We start from the raw sequence: 15,445 nt of genomic DNA, 5'->3' as shown, positions 1-15,445 counted from the left end.
CCAGTTCACGTCAAGCTGTGCCGCGCCACCACGGGTCTCGCTCCCAGTCTAGCTCACACCGCCCCCGTCCGCGAATGCTGAAGTTGGAGAAGGCGATCTGGCCGCCCTCCGACGCGTCGATGCTGAATGAAGTGTTCGCGCCGTAGGGTTGGCGGCTATGCCGCCGACGCGGTGATGGTTGAAAGCAAGATCATCCGGCGCGAGATCGGCACCGCCAACAATCGACGCGTCGGCGGCGAAGCCGCCAACGCTACCCTTCGCTGCGTGTGCGCTGGTATTCGGGCAAGCCGTCGCGCAAGTTCATCCAGCTCAGGCGGCTGTGAACAAAAGTATGGTCGCGCGGCGCCGCCTGCTCCGGATCGTCCAGGCTGGCAGTGGCGATATCGATTTCCTCCGGCCAGTCTTCATCCAGGAAAGCCAGGCTGGCGCCGCACGACGGACAAAACCCACGCAACGCATGCGCGCTGGAACGGAACAGCTGCGGCTCGGCACTGATCCAGCGCAGCGCGCTTCGCATGACGCTGAACCAGGCCAGTGCCGGTGCGCCCGAGGTCTTGCGGCAATCCGTGCAATGGCACAGCGTGCTGTTGAAAGGCTCGCCTTCGGTCTCGTAACGCACGGCACCGCAAAAACATCCTCCCTGCAATTTCATCGCATTCTCCTCGTTCTCCGATCGTCTTTGATTGCATCGTGGAATCGCCTGAAACCCCTCACCACATTGCGCTCAGGCCGCTAATGCTGCAGCGCGGAAATCCCATCCTTTCGCGCGCCGCTTCATTGTCTTTTCGCTTATTTTAATGACAGATTCGCGACAGATCGCGGGGCCCGTCGTATCGAGCACTGATCGAGTCGCACCATCCGCATGCACTGGACGGGCCGGTAAGTTTCAAGCATGCGGCGCGACATCCACCCAAGGAGAACGAATATGCTGAGTCGAGTAATTACCGTGGCCGCACTGGCCTATGGCGGCGTGCTGCTGTCGAAAAAATTTAAAGGAACCCGTGGCTTTGGCGCCAGCTCGTCGATCGTCGAAACGATCGAAGTCAATGTCCCGGTGCGCACCGCGTACAACCAGTTCACCCAGTTCGAAGACTTCCCGCAGTTCATGAAGAGCGTCAAGGAAATCCGCCAGCTGGACGACAAGCACCTGCACTGGAAAGCCAACGTGGCCGGCGAAGACAAGGAATGGGATGCCGAAATCACCGAGCAGATTCCTGACAACCGCATCGCATGGCGCAGCGTCACCGGCGTCAAGAACGGCGGCGTTGTCACCTTCCACAAGATCTCCGATACCGTGACCCGCATCGCGCTGCAGATGGACTACGAGCCGGAAGGCGCGCTGGAATCGCTGGGCGACGCCTTGGGCGCAGTGCGCATGGAAGCGCGTTCGAACCTGTCGAACTTCAAGGAACTGCTGGAAAAACGCGGTAGCGAAACCGGCGCCTGGCGCGGCAAGATCGATCAGCACTGATCGGTCGCACCCGGCCGGCTGAAAGCCGGCCATCCCGGATCGGCGCCAACACCGGGATCGCATCGCAATCGAAAGGGTTACATGCCTCAGGCTGTAACCCTTTTTTTATTACGGGCAGCGTTTGATAATGGCTCGTAGCGAGTCTCTCTACAAGATCGGGCCTTTCCATACACCATGAATATTGCATCTACAAAGTAGATAATATTGCTATTACGTAGAAATAAATATGCTAGTCTTCATTTAGTTTGTTGCCTCATTGATGAAGTGAACGTTTCGCGCAATATCTGCCAAGCATGAATAATCGCGTACCACAATCAAAGGAAAACAATGAAAAAGAAATGGATTGTCATACCGTCTTTGGTACTAACGTTGTGCTGCGCGATCTACACGATCGACATCTGGATTCCTTTCATCCAGAGAAATATGCCGAAACCTGAAATCGTCATCGACAAACCGACGCGCAAGGAAGTGGTCGAGACGCTGATCGCGAAGCTGAACGAGCACTATGTCTTTCCCGATAAGGCCAAACAAATCGAAACGCTGTTGCGTCAGCACCTGAAAGACGGCAGATACGACCAGATCACGGACGGCCTGCAGTTTGCCCATCAACTCACGATCGATCTGCACGGCGTCACCCGTGACCTGCATATGGCAGTTCGCTCCAGCGCCACTCCCGTTCCCTACGACCGTGACATCCCGCCTCCACCGGCATCGAAAGCGGAGTGGGAACGACGCACCCCGTTCTCCAGACGCATGCTCCTGGAGCTTGGCCTCCTGATGGGGAAAGTAGGTACGCCGGATGTCGATCACCTCGATCACAACATTGGTTACCTGAAACTGACGGACTTTCCGCCCGATTTCATCATGACGGAAAGATACGCGACAGTGATGGACGAGATCGCCGACACCGACCGCCTCATCATCGACTTGCGCGATCACCGCGGCGGCAGCCCGCAAACGGTCGCCTTGCTGGTCAGTTATTTCGTCGATGAACGCACACGTGTCAACGATCTCTGGGATCGTACGACCGGCGCCACCATCCAGCAGTGGACGGTCGACCGACTCGAAGGCAAGCGCTATGGCAGCAGGAAGCCTGTCGTCATCCTGGTCAGCCGCGAGACGATGTCCGCCGGTGAAGACTTCGCCTATACGATGCAGGCGCTCAAGCGCGCCACGATCGTTGGCGAAGAGACCTGGGGCGGCGCCCATCCCACCCGCGGCTTTCGTCTCAGCGACCACTTTGCTGCCGCGATACCGTCTCGCCGCTCGATCAGTCCGATTACCGGTTCCAACTGGGAAGGCGTGGGGGTGATTCCGGATATCGCAACGGCGCCGGACAATGCGATGGCAGTGGCCGAGGATGTGCTGCTGCGCCGGCTTCAGAAACCCGCTGTGCTTGCCGCCGCAGGACACTGACGCCGCGGCATTGTCTGGCGCCGCGCCCGGAACTTGCCGGCCATCCTCCGGCCGGCCCGGCGCGCGGCTTCACACCACGCTATTCCACGACTTCGACAGCCGCATCGCGCAATTGATCAGGCCCACCATCGAATAGGTCTGCGGGAAATTGCCCCACATCTCGCCGGTGACCGGATGGGTATCTTCCGACAGCAGTCCCAGGTGGTTGCGCGCCGCCAGCATCGCCTCGAACACTTCGCGCGCTTCCTTCTCGCGCCCAATGCGCGCCAGCGCGTCGATGCGCCAGAAAGTGCAGATATTGAAGGCGGTCTCCGGCTTGCCGAAATCGTCCGGCGCCTCATAGCGGCGCATGTACGGGCCGTCGCACAAGGATTTTTCCAGCGCATCGACGGTGGCGACGAAGCGCGGATCTTTCGGGTCGATGAAATTGATCTCTGCCATCAGCAGCACGCTGGCATCAAGGTCGCGCCCGCCGAGGCTTTCGGCAAAGGCCTGGCGCTCTTCGCTCCAGGACTCTTCCAGCAAACGATTGCGGATGATCTCGGCGCGCTCGCCCCAGTAGCCGGCACGTTCCGGCAGCTCGAGCTCGGCGGCGATCTTGGCCAGGCGGTCGCAGGCGGCCCAGTTCATCAGCACCGACGAGGTGTGCACGCGGGCGCGGGTGCGCAGTTCCCACATGCCGGCATCCGGTTCGGCATGCACACGCCAGGCTTGCTCGCCGACCGCTTCCAGCTGCGCGAATTCGGCCAGGCCTGCGCGCCGGAACAGGCGGTGGTCGAAGAAGGCCTGCGCCGCGCCGAGCACGATATTGCCGTACACGTCGTGCTGGAAGTGTTCCTGCGCCTGGTTGCCGATCCGCACCGGGCCGTTGTTGCGGTAGCCGGGCAAGTGCTCGACGATCGACTCCGGCAACTGCTCTTCCAGCCCGATGCCGTACAGCGGCTGGATGTGGCCGCCCTTGGCGCGCGCCACCACATTGCTCAGCCAGCGCAGATAGTCTTCCATGGTGCCGACTTCGGACAGGCTGTTCAGCGCGCGGATCACGAAGAAGGCGTCGCGCAGCCAGCAATAGCGGTAGTCCCAGTTGCGCTCGCTTCCCGGCGCTTCCGGCACGCTGGTGGTCATGGCGGCGATGATGGCGCCGGTGTCTTCATACAGCGACATTTTGAGGGTGATCGCGGCGCGGATCACCACGTCCTGCCATTCGAGCGGCAGCGCCAGGCGGCGCGACCAGGTGCGCCAGTAGGCGATGGTGTCCTTCTCGAAGCGGTGCGCGGTTTCTTCGATGCCGCCGTTGAGCGTTTCGTCCGGGCCCAGCATGAAGTCGAGCGGCCGGTCGAGCAGGAAGAACGATTCCGACAGCACATAGTCGAGCGAAGCGTCGGTGTTCAGGCGCAGGGTCTGGGTCGGCCCGACGTAGCGGATGTGGTGGCTGCCCTGGGTGATGGTCGGCAGCCTGGCGCCGTACTCGAAACGCGGGCGCAGTTTCACGCGCACGCGCACCCCGCTGCCGATCGGACGCACGCGGCGCACCAGCATCAGCGGGCGGAACATGCGGTCGCGGCTGAGGAAGCGCGGCGCGAAGTCGGTGAGTTCGACGCCGTTGCCGGCGGCGTCATACAGGCGCGTGCGCAGCACCGCAGTGTTCGGTTCATAAACCTGCTCGCTGCGCGCGAAGTCTTCGATCTCGATGCTCCACAGGCTGCCGTTGGCGCTCGGGTCGAGCAAGGCGTTGAACACCGGGTCGCCGTCGAAGCGCGGCAGGCAGCACCAGACCAGGCGCCCCATCTTGTCGATCATGGCGCTGAAGGCGCAGTTGCCGATCACGCCGCAATCGAGCGAGTTCGGCGTTTCCTGGTGTTCCTGTGCTGCAGGCTTGCGGGAGACATCGTTCATGCTGAATCCTTTCAGGTGGTTGGCATGGCGGCGGCCAGCGCCAGCGCCGCGCGCAGGTCGGCCGCCGACGCGATACGGTAGCGCGCCGCGCTCGGACCCGGCCCGATCTTGACGCCGACGCCGCCGATGCCTTGCAGATATTCGAAACCGGCCTCGTCGGTGGTGTCGTCGCCGGCGAACACGGGTTGGTGGCCGGCGAACGGCGCCTGCGCCATGAGGTCGCGGATCGCGGTGCCCTTGCCGATGCCGGCGGCCTTGACCTCGACGATCATCTTGCCCGGCATCACCAGCAGATCGGGATTGCCTTCCACGACGGCAGCGATCGCCGTACGGCAGGCGTCTTCCAGCTGCGGCGCCTGGCGATAGTGCAATGCCAGTGCACCATATTTTTCCTCGACCCACAAGCCGGGGTGAAGTTCCGCCAGTGCTTGCGCCGCAGCGCGCACACCCGTGAAATCGGGTGCCGGCAGGCGCTCGATGGCGCCACCCGGAGCGCGACGCTCCATGCCGTGCACGCCCGCCGCCGGCAGCACCAGCGGCGCCAGCATCCGGTCGAGTTCGGCAATCGGGCGGCCCGAGACCACTGCCAGCCGGCCCTGCAGGCGCTGCTGCAAAGCAGTCAGCGCCGCCAGCATGCCGGGCTCGACCACCACCTGGTCCGGATGCGGCGCGATGTCGACCAGGGTGCCGTCGAAATCGAGGAACAGCGCACAGTCGGGCGCGCCCAGGAAGCCGGCCAGCTCATCGATGGTGCAGTCGACGGGGCTCATGTCGGCCTCCCGAGCCCGTCCTTGCTGAGCTTGCCAATCTTGGACATCACGCGCTCGCGCTGGCGCAGGCGCGCCGCGTCCTGCAGCATGCGGCCGGCCCAGCGATACACGTTGAAGTCGCGCACCCGGCTGCGCATGCTGCGCATCCGTTCGCGCTGCTCGACGTCCGGCATGGTGAGCGCGCGATACAGTTCCTCGGCGCCCTGCTCGATGTGGTACGGGTTGACGATCAGCGCTTCGTGCAGCTCGCGCGCGGCGCCGGTGAACTGGCTCAGGATCAGCACGCCCTGCTCGTCGTCGCGGGCGGCGATGAATTCCTTGGCCACCAGGTTCATGCCGTCATGCAGGCTGGTCACGCTGCACACCTCGGCGGCGCGGAAGTAGGTGCGCAGCTGGTCCTGGCCATGGTGCTCGGCCTTGAGCACGATCGGCTGGTAGCTGCCGCTAGAGAAGCGCTGGTTGATGCGCTGCACCAGGGCGCGCACGCGCGCCTCGAAGTTCTGGTATTCGTCGAGCGAAGAACGGGTCGGCGCCGCGATCTGCACGAAGGTGAACTTGCCGACCATTTCCGGATGCAGCTCGAGCATGCGCTCGACCGCCTGGAAGCGTTCGACGATGCCCTTGGTGTAGTCGAAACGGTCGACGCCGATGCCCAGCAGGTGGTCTTCCGGCAAGCCCAGCGCATGGCGGATCTGCGCGCGGCTGGCGGCCGGGTCCGGTTCGCCCGGCACCGGTTCCGGCCACGCGATCGAGATCGGGTAGTGCTCGACCTGGGTCAGCTGGCCGCCATAGCTGACGGTCGAGGCTTCGGTCTCGATCCGGGTTTCCAGGTAGCGGTCGACCGTGTCGAGGAAGTTCTTGCGGTGGAACGGCGTATGGAAGCCGAGGATCGTACTGCCCAGCATGCCGTCCAGGATTTCTTCGCGCCATGGGCAGATACCGAACGATTCCGGATTCGGCCACGGGATGTGCCAGAAGGTGATGATGGTCGCCTTCGGCAACACGGCGCGGATCATGCGCGGCAGCAGCGCGAAGTGGTAATCCTGGATCAGCACCACCGGGTTGTCCGAGTGGGCTTCGCGGATCACGGCGTCGGCGAAGCGCTGGTTGACCTTGACGTACTCGGCCCAGTCGGACGAGCGGAATACCGGCCGCACGTGGGCGATATGGCACAGCGGCCACAGGCCTTCGTTGGCGAAGCCGTAGTAGTAGCCGGCTTCTTCTTCTTTCGACAGCCAGACGCGGCGCAGCGTGTAGCTCGGATTGTCGGGCGGCACCGGCACGTGGTCTTCCTGGTCGACGGTGGCGCGGTCGGCCGAGCCGGCGCCGTGCGCGATCCAGGTGCCGGAGCAGGCGCGCATCACGGCTTCCACCGCGGTGACCAGGCCGCTGGCCGGGCGCTGCACCTTGACCCCGTCTGGCGTGGCGACGTGGATGTATGGTTCGCGGTTCGACACCACCAGGATCTGGTCGCCGGCCAAGTCGCGCTGCAGCAGCGATTTGAGGGTGTCGGGATTCCAGGTGCGGCCGTCGACCGCACCGGCCTCTTTCTGCTCGCGGTGGTATTCGTATAGCAGGCTGCGCAGGTCGCTGGCCAGCGGCGCCATCTCGGGCGGCGGCGCGCGCCTGCCCGAGCGGAACAGCAGTTCGCCGCGCAGCATCTCGCGCACGCTGTCGATCCAGCCGCGCCAGCTCATGTGCGCGACCAGGATGGTAATCGCCGATACCGCGACCGCCAGCAGCGCGAACAGGCCGATGATGTATTTCTTGGTGTTGGCGCTGCGGCGCTCGATGAAGCTCATGTCGTGCACCAGGATCAGGCGCCCGGCCACGGCGCCGTTCTGGTTCAGCGTCTTGACCGACACGTGGACCGGCCCCTGCGGCAGTCGCTCGACCGGATTGGCGTCGTCGCCGCTGCCCTGGCGGCAGCCGAGCGAGGCCGGATAGGTCGCGGTCTTGTAAGCCAGTTGGCCATCGGGCGTACAGAAAGCCAGCGCGAACAGGCGCTCGTCCTGGATCGCGCGGTCGAACATGTCGGTGATACGTTGGGGAGACTGCTCGTCGAGGTAGTTCAGCAGCGGCTGCTCGAGCGTGGTGGAGACCAGTCGCGCCCGCATGTCGAGGTCGCGTACGAACCAGCGTTCGATGGCGCTTTCCAGATAAGGAATCGCAATGGCGCCGAACAGGATCAGTACGCAGGCCAGTGGAAGCAGAAAGCGCAACGATAATTTTGCCGATTTCAACTGCATGTAAATCCTTATGTAGCGACGATTGTGTCGATCAGTCCATTATATCTTTGCACAAAAAATATTGTTGAAATTGCACTATTGTGCGCGGCAACATCGTGAAAAAAGAAGTGTGTTGCATGTGCGATCCCCGCCGAACACGGCAGTTATCAACACGATACGCGAGTATTGAAGAAGCCGGCGTCCTGCTGGATGCGCCAGCTGAGTGCGGATTCAGTCCTCGTCGACCGGCGGCTGCGGCCGGCGGCTGGTTACCACCAGCGCGTTGGCCGGCAATTCCACCCGCTCCACCGGTTTCTCCTGAGCCCGGATGAAGCCATCCATCGCCGTGGCCAGGTCATCCACCAGCTGCTTGCCGTAGGCCTGCTCGATCAGCACGTACTGGCGCTCGATCAGCGGCGCGATCTCATCGATCAGGCGGTCGCCCTTGGCAGCCAGGCGCACCAGCACGCGGCGCTGGTCGCTGACCACGCGCTCGCGCTCGATCAGGCCGAGGTCTTCCATGCGCGACAGCACGCCGGTCATGCTGGGGCTGAGGATCTGGCACAGCTCGCACATCACGCGTGGCTCGAGCTGGCCGTGTTCGTCCAGCACGCGCAGGATGCGCCACTGCTGTTCGGTCACACCGAAATGGTTGAGGATCGGGCGGAAATGCGACATCAGGGCGTCGCGCGCCTTCAGGAATACCTGCGGCAGATTGTGGTGGGTGATACGGCGGGCCAAGACTTCTCCGTGAAAAGGAACTGTATGATGAGCGTTGCCATCAGTAAAGACAGCTTGACTGGTTAATATATTAGTGATTTACTGCGGTAATGGCAGCTGCTACACGCTGTCGCTCAGCTTCATTCATTAACTTGTGAATGCGCGTCCAGCGCATATTTCAGCGTGATTATCCGAGAGCGCCCCTCCGGGCTCAAGTTGTTCCTTCTGTTGCGTGGTTCGGTCCTGCCGCGCATCTTGCCCGCCCTGCTGGTCAATATCGCGGTCGCCACTTTCGTTACCTGGTCGCACGGCGACCTGTGGGACCTCAAGATCACGCTCACCACCATCCCCTTTACACTGATCGGCCTGCCGATCTCGATCTTCCTCGGTTTTCGCAACAACTCGGCCTACGACCGCTTCTGGGAAGGCCGCAAGCTGTGGGGCGAGCTGGTGCTGCGCTGCCGTAACTTCGGGCGCCAGTGTACCGGGCTGATCGAAGATTCCCAGCCTGCTTTGGCCAGCAATGGTTTGCAGGATACGCGGGTGCGCATGATCCGGCGCGCGATCGCGTTCGTGCACGTGCTGCGCGACTGCCTGCGCAACCAGCCGACCGATGCCGGCATCGCCGCGCAGCTGCTGCCGGCCGAATACGACGCGATGCAGCGCGCCGCCAACAAGCCTGACTTCCTGATGCTGGAGATGGGCGCCGACCTGCAGCGCTGCCTGCGCGAACAACGCATCGCGCCGTGCCTGGCGGCGAACATCGACAACACGATGTCGGCCTTCACTGCCGCCGCCGCCTCGTGCGAGCGCATCAAGAATACGCCGATTCCGTATTCGTACACGCTGCTGCTGCACCGCACCGCCTACATTTATTGCTTCCTGCTGCCGTTCGGCCTGGTCGATTCGATCGGCTTCATGACGCCGTTCGTGGTGGCGATCGTGGCCTACACCTTCTTCGGCCTCGATGCGCTGGGCGACGAGCTGGAAGAACCGTTCGGCCTGGAACCGAACGACCTGCCGCTGGACGCGATGTGCCGCGCCATCGAAATTGATTTGCTGAGCGCGCTGCGCGCCGAGGAAGTGCCGCCGCCGCTGGCGCCGGTTGACTATTGCCTGACCTAAACAAGGGAACCATGCACCAGGATCACCAGCTTGCCCACGAGCGCATCCGCCTGCCCGCGCTGCGCGAACGCATTACCACGCCGGCCGCGGCCGCCGAATGGATCCATGACGGCATGACCGTCGGCATGAGCGGCTTCACCCGCGCCGGCGACGCCAAGGCGGTGCCGCTGGCGCTGGCCGAACGCGCGCGGAGCGATCCGCTGAGCATCACCCTGATCACCGGCGCCTCGTTAGGAAGCGATATCGATGCCACGCTGGCCGAGTCCGGCGTGCTGGCGCGGCGCATGCCGTTCCAGGCCGATCCCAAGTTGCGCCGTGCGATCAATGCCGGCGAAGTGATGTTCATCGACCAGCATCTGTCCGAGACGGTCGAATTGCTGCGCACGCGCCAGATCGCGCCGGTCGACGTCGCCATCGTGGAAGCGATCGCCATCACGGAAGACGGCGCCATCGTGCCCACCACCTCGGTCGGCAACAGCGCCAGCTTCGCGATCCTGGCCGAGAAGGTGATCGTCGAGATCAACCTGAGCCAGTCGCCGGCACTGGAAGGCCTGCACGACATATTCATCCCCAAGCACCGCCCGGCGCGCGAACCGATGCCCTTGATGAACGTGAGCGACCGCATCGGCACCCGCACCATCGACATCCCGCCGGAAAAAATCGTCGCCATCGTGCTGACCGAGAAATGCGACAGCGCCTCGACCATCCTGCCGCCGGACGACGAGACCGCGGCCATCGCCGGCCACCTGATCGACTTCTTCAACAGCGAGATCGCTGCCGGGCGCCTGACCGAACGCCTGATGCCGATCCAGGCCGGCATCGGCACCATCGCCAATGCCGTGGTGAGCGGCCTGATCGACGGACCGTTCAGCGGCTTGAGCATGTACTCGGAAGTGCTGCAGGATTCGACCTTCGACCTGTTCGACGCGGGCAAGCTCGACTTCGCCTCGGGCTCGTCGATCACGCTGTCCGAAGACAAGGGCAAGCAGGTGTTCGGCGAACTGGAGCGCTACAAGGACCGCCTGGTGCTGCGCCCGCAAGAGGTGAGCAACCATCCGGAAGTGATCCGGCGGCTGGGCATCATCGCCATCAACACCGCGCTCGAGTTCGATATCTACGGCAACGTCAACTCGACCCACGTGCTGGGCACGCACATGATGAACGGTATCGGCGGCTCGGGCGACTTCGCGCGCAACGCTTATTTATCGGTGTTCGCCACCAAGTCCACGGCCAAGGGCGGCAAGATCTCGAGCATCGTGCCGATGGTGTCGCACGTCGACCATACCGAGCACGACGTCGACATCGTGGTGACCGAGATCGGCCTGGCCGACCTGCGCGGGCTGGCGCCGCGCGAGCGGGCCGAGCGTATCATCGAGCATTGCGTGGCCGAGCCGTATAAAGGCATGCTGCGCGCCTATGTCGACGAAGCCAAACGCGGCGGCGGGCAGACGCCGCACGTGCTTGAGAAGGCGTTCTCGTGGCACGTGCGCTACCGGGATACCGGTTCGATGCTGCCGGAATAAACCTTAGCTGACGCCAGGCGCCGGGCGCGCCAGCCCTTTCGCATGCGCGTCGCGGATCAGGGCGCGCACGCTGCGGTCGGCGGCCTTGCTTTCGCGCTCCATCTCCTTACCGAGCGCGCCCATCTTCTTGCCGACCGCATCCATCGGCTGGCCGGCCTGCTTCATCTGCTCGCCGATCTCCTTCATCGATGCCTGGGCCTGGCGCACCTGCGGCGCGTCATAGGCCTGCTCGATGCGCCGGCCGGCCGCCTGCATGCGCGCGCCGGTGTCTTCCATCTCGCGCCCGATGCGCTCGCGTTCGGCGTCGTCGCGCGTGACCGCCATCTTGCGGCCCAGCGCATCCATCTTGCGGCCGAGTGCTTCCATGCCGTCCTCGACGCCGTCCATGTCGCCCTGCTTCGGCAATGCCTGCATGCCGGCGCTGGCGCGGTCCATGTCGCGGCCGAGGGCATCCATCTTCTTGCTGTGGACGTCCATTTCCTTGCCGTAGCCATCCATCTGCGCGCCCAGGCGGTCGAGCGGCGCCCAGGCGGCGCGCGCCCTGGCCATCACCTCGGGGGCCTGGATCACGTATGCACGGCTGCCCTCGCGGAACCAGATGAATTCGCCCTTGATGCTACGCTGGGCGGCGCGCACGTCGTCCCAGTCGTCGCTGCTGCCGCTGATGTTGAAGCCCTTGCCGTCGGACCGCACCAGCGCATACGGTTCGCTCGCGGCCGCCACCCGCGTGACGCGTGCGCCCTCGCCTGCGGCCTGGGCCGGGATGGTGAACGTGGCCAGCGCGGCGCTGGTAGCCAGGCCGAGCATCGGCAGGGCCAGTTTCCAGATGGATGGACGGGTGCGGGACATGGGCTTTCCTCCTTGCGCCGTTGCGGCGGCTGGTTGGGCAGGCGGCGCTGCCGATGGAAGCACTGTAGGGAAAGCGGGGATGGGGGACCAGCGGGGTGCGACGGACGGTAGAAAATGCGGAGTAGCCGGGTGAAACGGAGGAAGCGCCGCGAGCGACGCTTCCGTTTTACGTTCCGAGTTAGTAGACCACCACCGACCGGATCGACTCGCCCGACTTCATCAGATCGAAGCCTTCATTGATCCGATCCAGCGGCAGATGATGGGTAATCAGATCATCGATATTGATCTTGTTTTCCATATACCAATCCACGATCTTCGGCACGTCGGTACGGCCGCGCGCGCCGCCGAACGCCGACCCCTTCCACTCGCGCCCGGTCACCAGCTGGAACGGACGGGTCGAGATTTCCTGGCCCGCCGCCGCCACGCCGATGATGATCGACTGGCCCCAGCCCTTGTGGCAGCACTCCAGCGCCTGGCGCATGGTGTTGACGTTGCCGACGCACTCGAACGAGTAGTCGGCGCCGCCGTCGGTCAGCTGGATAATGCTGTCGACCACGTTCTCGACCTTGGTCGGGTTGATGAAATGGGTCATGCCGAACTTGCGCGCCATGGCTTCGCGTTCCGGGTTCAGGTCGACGCCGATGATCTTGTCGGCGCCCACCATCTTGGCCGCCTGGATCACGTTCAGGCCGATGCCGCCCAGGCCGAACACGACCACGTTGGCGCCCGCTTCCACCTTGGCGGTGAAGATCACGGCGCCGATGCCGGTGGTCACGCCGCAACCGATATAGCAGATCTTGTCGAACGGCGCATCATTGCGCACCTTGGCCAGCGCGATCTCGGGAACCACGATGTAGTTCGAGAAGGTCGAGGTGCCCATGTAGTGGTAGATCGGCTGGCCGTCAATCGAGAAGCGCGAGGTAGCGTCGGGCATCAGGCCGCGGCCCTGGGTCGAGCGGATCGCCTGGCACAGGTTGGTCTTTTGCGACAGGCAGAATTTGCACTGGCGGCATTCCGGGGTGTACAGCGGAATGACGTGGTCGTCCTTGCGCAGGCTGGTCACGCCCGGGCCGACATCGACCACCACGCCGGCGCCTTCGTGGCCCAGGATGGCCGGGAAGATGCCTTCAGGATCGGCGCCCGACAGGGTGTAGTAATCGGTGTGGCAGATGCCGGTGGCCTTGACTTCGACCAGCACTTCGCCGGCCTTCGGGCCTTCCAGCTCGACTTCTTCGATCGTGAGCGGGTGGCCCGCCTTCCATGCAATTGCTGCCTTGGTTTTCATGTCGTAATCCTATTGCTTGATGATAATCCGCGTTGCTGTATTGACCAGCGCGCGCGTCGCAAGGGTGACATGATAGCAAGCTCAGAAAATCACGTACGCCCACGCCACCGGATGCGCTCCCCGATGGTCAGATGCATGGCGCTCAACGTCTCTTCCGCCGTCAGGATCTGCTCGGCCACGTCGCCCAGCTTGCGCCGCTGCGACCGGGCCTGGTCGCGCATCGCATCGAACGCGGTATGGCGGTCGATGTGGAAGCGCGCCATCAGGATGCCGACCGCGATGCTGGTCTCGCGCCCGGCCGCCAGCGCCGAGGTCAGGCTGGCTTCGCTGCGCTGCAGGCGCCGGATGTCGTCACCGCGCGCCAGCGCCGCCTCGAACGCCGGCAGCAGGCGCGCGGCGTCCACCGGCTTCACGACGTAGCCGACCGCGCCGGCGTCGGCCGCGGCGCGCGAACTGGCGGCGTCGTCGCTGGCGGACAGGAACATGAAGGGAAGCGTGCTTTCTTCGCGCAGCAGGCGCGCCAGGTCCAGGCCCGACATGCCGGGCATCTCGATGTCGAGCAGCACCAGCGCGATGTCGGCGCCGCGTTCCTCGATCACGCGCAGGGCCTGAGCCGAGGTGCCGGCGTCGAGCGTATCGTGGCCGGCGTGGCGCAGCACTTCGCCCAGGTATTCGCGCAGCAGCGCGTCGTCGTCGACGATCAGGACCAGGCGGCGGGAAGTGGTGGGCGGATTCATGCGGCCTCCTGGGTGGATGATGCGATGGCGCCGGCCGTGCCGGCGATGTTGCCGGACACGTGCGGAACACGCGAAAAATATAGCATGTGCCTGCCATGCGGCGCCAATCGGGAACGGCCGTCTGTCAGATGCAAAACGGGGCTGGCGTTGCCGTGACGAATGCGATAGCATCGTTCCCTGCACCTTTGCAGGGCCTATTGGAGAACTACCATGCCCGATTGCGCGAAGGTGCCGCCGCACCACGCCAGACCGTATCCCCCGGTCGACTTTTCCCTCGCCTTCCCTACCGCACTCAGACCTGCGGTCACCGCGCTGACGACTTCGGCCGCCTGGAATCCGGGACACAATGTCGGCACCTTCGAAGTCATGCTCTGCGGCGAGCAGGTGTGGATTCCGAATCGCGTGTATTTCTTCCAGCGCGTATTGTGGGGTATCGGCGATGAGCGCACTGCGCTCGACAACGGCATCGCCTGGTGCATCGGCACCCGTCATCACAGCGGCTACGTACGCGAGGGATGCCTGCGCCATCTGCTGAGTGCACCGCAGGCCTGGATGACACCGTTCATAGTCCAACTGATCGGCGAGTACGTGGTCGAGATCGTGCAGCCGATCGCTGCTGCGCTGGCTGCTCCCGACCCGCGGCTGCGTGCGGCGCTGGCTGGGTTTGTCAGAGAAAATCCCCGCCACCTGGACACGATCGAACGCCGGGTCATCAGCTACTGGTCATACTACTATCGCGGTCAGTATCCGGACCGTGCCTCCTATCCGGGAGCGCTGGCAGTAGCCCGGCTACGCGCCATGGCGCAGGAACAGACGCATTCGGACTGATGTCGACGGCTGGGGTTCAGGCAGCAGGTGTCAGCGCCAGCCGCATGCGCTGCTCGGTGATCGCCGAACCGGGACGGAACGGCTCGCGCCAGCCGGTGTCAAGAAAGCCGGTGCGTTCGTACAGACGCACCGCGGGCAGGTTGGCGCAGTTCACGCCCAGCTGCAGCGCCTGGGCGCCGCGCGCGCCGGCCCAGCGGATCGCTTCTTCCAGCAAGGCGCCGGCCACGCCCTGGTCGCGCGCTTCGGGCGCGACCCACATCTGGAACAGATTGACGATGGAGGCATCGTCGGCATCGACCTTGGCCCAGGCCATGCCTACCGCCTGGCCCTGCAGCTCGGCCACCAGTGGATAGTCCTTGCCGGACGCTGCAGCAGCGCTCAGGCGCGCGGCCCACGTTTCGGGCGGCAGCACCTGCTGGGTGTCGAGCGTGGTGCTGAATGCGTCCGGCGCATCGGCCAGCGCGCGCAGGCGGATGGCGCGGTAGGCCGGCCATTCATCGGCAGTAAAGGGACGGATCGAAAACGCGGCGAGCTGGTGCACCATGGCGACTCCGGAAGGGTTGGAGTGTCGATTCTAGCAAGCAACAAGCCGCGCCG

Annotated in this window: 14 protein-coding genes; 5 read left to right on the top strand and 9 right to left on the bottom strand. The window is 64.2% G+C overall.

Annotated features, from left to right (window positions below; all coding sequences use genetic code 11):
* Nucleotides 1–250: 250 nt before the first annotated feature.
* Nucleotides 251–652, bottom strand: coding sequence for a GFA family protein (locus tag RTQ83_RS12530; protein WP_312514858.1), 402 nt, complete (start codon nucleotides 650–652; stop codon nucleotides 251–253).
* Between the two features lie 273 nt (nucleotides 653–925).
* Between RTQ83_RS12530 and RTQ83_RS12525 the strand changes: the two genes are divergently transcribed.
* Together RTQ83_RS12525 and RTQ83_RS12520 are read left to right on the top strand one after the other, a co-directional pair.
* Nucleotides 926–1,471: an SRPBCC family protein gene (locus RTQ83_RS12525; RefSeq protein WP_312514856.1), complete on the top strand. Its 546-nt coding sequence runs from the start codon at nucleotides 926–928 to the stop codon at nucleotides 1,469–1,471.
* Between the two features lie 327 nt (nucleotides 1,472–1,798).
* A complete protein-coding gene (locus RTQ83_RS12520) occupies nucleotides 1,799–2,887 on the top strand; it encodes a S41 family peptidase (RefSeq protein ID WP_312514854.1) in 1,089 nt (362 codons plus the stop codon).
* A 69-nt stretch (nucleotides 2,888–2,956) separates the two neighbouring features.
* Here RTQ83_RS12520 and RTQ83_RS12515 read toward each other — a convergent pair whose 3' ends face one another.
* The 4 genes from RTQ83_RS12515 to hpaR all read right to left on the bottom strand — a co-directional run bounded on the left by RTQ83_RS12515 (nucleotide 2,957) and on the right by hpaR (nucleotide 8,522).
* Nucleotides 2,957–4,783 carry a glycoside hydrolase family 15 protein gene (locus RTQ83_RS12515; RefSeq protein ID WP_312514852.1) on the bottom strand — a complete coding sequence of 609 codons (1,827 nt, stop codon included), beginning with the start codon at nucleotides 4,781–4,783 and terminating at the stop codon, nucleotides 2,957–2,959.
* 11 nt (nucleotides 4,784–4,794) lie between these two features.
* Nucleotides 4,795–5,553: a trehalose-phosphatase gene (gene otsB / locus RTQ83_RS12510; protein ID WP_312514850.1), complete on the bottom strand. Its 759-nt coding sequence runs from the start codon at nucleotides 5,551–5,553 to the stop codon at nucleotides 4,795–4,797.
* The gene (locus RTQ83_RS12505; RefSeq protein WP_312514848.1) at nucleotides 5,550–7,802 is read right to left on the bottom strand and encodes a trehalose-6-phosphate synthase; all 2,253 of its coding nucleotides are present in this window, start codon (nucleotides 7,800–7,802) and stop codon (nucleotides 5,550–5,552) included. Before RTQ83_RS12505 ends, otsB begins: the two co-directional genes overlap by 4 nt.
* Before the next feature lie 210 nt (nucleotides 7,803–8,012).
* On the bottom strand, nucleotides 8,013–8,522 hold the full coding sequence (hpaR, locus tag RTQ83_RS12500) for a homoprotocatechuate degradation operon regulator HpaR (protein ID WP_312514846.1): 510 nt from the start codon (nucleotides 8,520–8,522) through the stop codon (nucleotides 8,013–8,015).
* A gap of 162 nt (nucleotides 8,523–8,684) precedes the next feature.
* Between hpaR and RTQ83_RS12495 the strand changes: the two genes are divergently transcribed.
* Together RTQ83_RS12495 and RTQ83_RS12490 are read left to right on the top strand one after the other, a co-directional pair.
* Nucleotides 8,685–9,626, top strand: a complete 942-nt coding sequence (locus tag RTQ83_RS12495; protein ID WP_312514844.1) for a bestrophin family protein — start codon at nucleotides 8,685–8,687, stop codon at nucleotides 9,624–9,626.
* Between the two features lie 11 nt (nucleotides 9,627–9,637).
* Nucleotides 9,638–11,149, top strand: coding sequence for an acetyl-CoA hydrolase/transferase family protein (locus tag RTQ83_RS12490; protein WP_312514842.1), 1,512 nt, complete (start codon nucleotides 9,638–9,640; stop codon nucleotides 11,147–11,149).
* Nucleotides 11,150–11,152: 3 nt separating this feature from the next.
* Here RTQ83_RS12490 and RTQ83_RS12485 read toward each other — a convergent pair whose 3' ends face one another.
* From RTQ83_RS12485 to RTQ83_RS12475, 3 genes are all read right to left on the bottom strand, one after another.
* Nucleotides 11,153–11,998 carry a hypothetical protein gene (locus RTQ83_RS12485; RefSeq protein ID WP_312514840.1) on the bottom strand — a complete coding sequence of 282 codons (846 nt, stop codon included), beginning with the start codon at nucleotides 11,996–11,998 and terminating at the stop codon, nucleotides 11,153–11,155.
* A gap of 178 nt (nucleotides 11,999–12,176) precedes the next feature.
* A complete protein-coding gene (locus tag RTQ83_RS12480) occupies nucleotides 12,177–13,283 on the bottom strand; it encodes an S-(hydroxymethyl)glutathione dehydrogenase/class III alcohol dehydrogenase (protein ID WP_312514838.1) in 1,107 nt (368 codons plus the stop codon).
* Nucleotides 13,284–13,372: 89 nt separating this feature from the next.
* Nucleotides 13,373–14,020, bottom strand: a complete 648-nt coding sequence (locus RTQ83_RS12475) for a response regulator (RefSeq protein ID WP_312514836.1) — start codon at nucleotides 14,018–14,020, stop codon at nucleotides 13,373–13,375.
* 210 nt (nucleotides 14,021–14,230) lie between these two features.
* Here RTQ83_RS12475 and RTQ83_RS12470 point away from each other — a divergent pair, with 210 nt between their 5' ends.
* Nucleotides 14,231–14,848 carry a hypothetical protein gene (locus RTQ83_RS12470; protein ID WP_312514834.1) on the top strand — a complete coding sequence of 206 codons (618 nt, stop codon included), beginning with the start codon at nucleotides 14,231–14,233 and terminating at the stop codon, nucleotides 14,846–14,848.
* Between the two features lie 16 nt (nucleotides 14,849–14,864).
* Here the strand turns inward: RTQ83_RS12470 and RTQ83_RS12465 are convergent, their stop codons facing one another.
* Complete coding sequence (locus tag RTQ83_RS12465) at nucleotides 14,865–15,392, bottom strand: GNAT family N-acetyltransferase (RefSeq protein WP_312514832.1); 528 nt, start codon at nucleotides 15,390–15,392, stop codon at nucleotides 14,865–14,867.
* Between the last annotated feature and the right edge of the window lie 53 nt (nucleotides 15,393–15,445).

The organism is Massilia sp. (assembly GCF_031995545.1).
GTDB lineage: Bacteria > Pseudomonadota > Gammaproteobacteria > Burkholderiales > Burkholderiaceae_D > Telluria.
This window is presented reverse-complemented; position numbering and strand designations above follow the sequence as displayed.

Coding starts and splice junctions, on each gene's coding strand:
- RTQ83_RS12530 (WP_312514858.1), bottom strand. CDS start 652: ATGAAATTGCAGGGAGGATGTTTTTGCGGTGCCGTGCGTTACGAGACC.
- RTQ83_RS12525 (WP_312514856.1), top strand. CDS start 926: ATGCTGAGTCGAGTAATTACCGTGGCCGCACTGGCCTATGGCGGCGTG.
- RTQ83_RS12520 (WP_312514854.1), top strand. CDS start 1,799: ATGAAAAAGAAATGGATTGTCATACCGTCTTTGGTACTAACGTTGTGC.
- RTQ83_RS12515 (WP_312514852.1), bottom strand. CDS start 4,783: ATGAACGATGTCTCCCGCAAGCCTGCAGCACAGGAACACCAGGAAACG.
- otsB (WP_312514850.1), bottom strand. CDS start 5,553: ATGAGCCCCGTCGACTGCACCATCGATGAGCTGGCCGGCTTCCTGGGC.
- RTQ83_RS12505 (WP_312514848.1), bottom strand. CDS start 7,802: ATGCAGTTGAAATCGGCAAAATTATCGTTGCGCTTTCTGCTTCCACTG.
- RTQ83_RS12490 (WP_312514842.1), top strand. CDS start 9,638: ATGCACCAGGATCACCAGCTTGCCCACGAGCGCATCCGCCTGCCCGCG.
- RTQ83_RS12485 (WP_312514840.1), bottom strand. CDS start 11,998: ATGTCCCGCACCCGTCCATCCATCTGGAAACTGGCCCTGCCGATGCTC.
- RTQ83_RS12480 (WP_312514838.1), bottom strand. CDS start 13,283: ATGAAAACCAAGGCAGCAATTGCATGGAAGGCGGGCCACCCGCTCACG.
- RTQ83_RS12475 (WP_312514836.1), bottom strand. CDS start 14,020: ATGAATCCGCCCACCACTTCCCGCCGCCTGGTCCTGATCGTCGACGAC.
- RTQ83_RS12470 (WP_312514834.1), top strand. CDS start 14,231: ATGCCCGATTGCGCGAAGGTGCCGCCGCACCACGCCAGACCGTATCCC.
- RTQ83_RS12465 (WP_312514832.1), bottom strand. CDS start 15,392: ATGGTGCACCAGCTCGCCGCGTTTTCGATCCGTCCCTTTACTGCCGAT.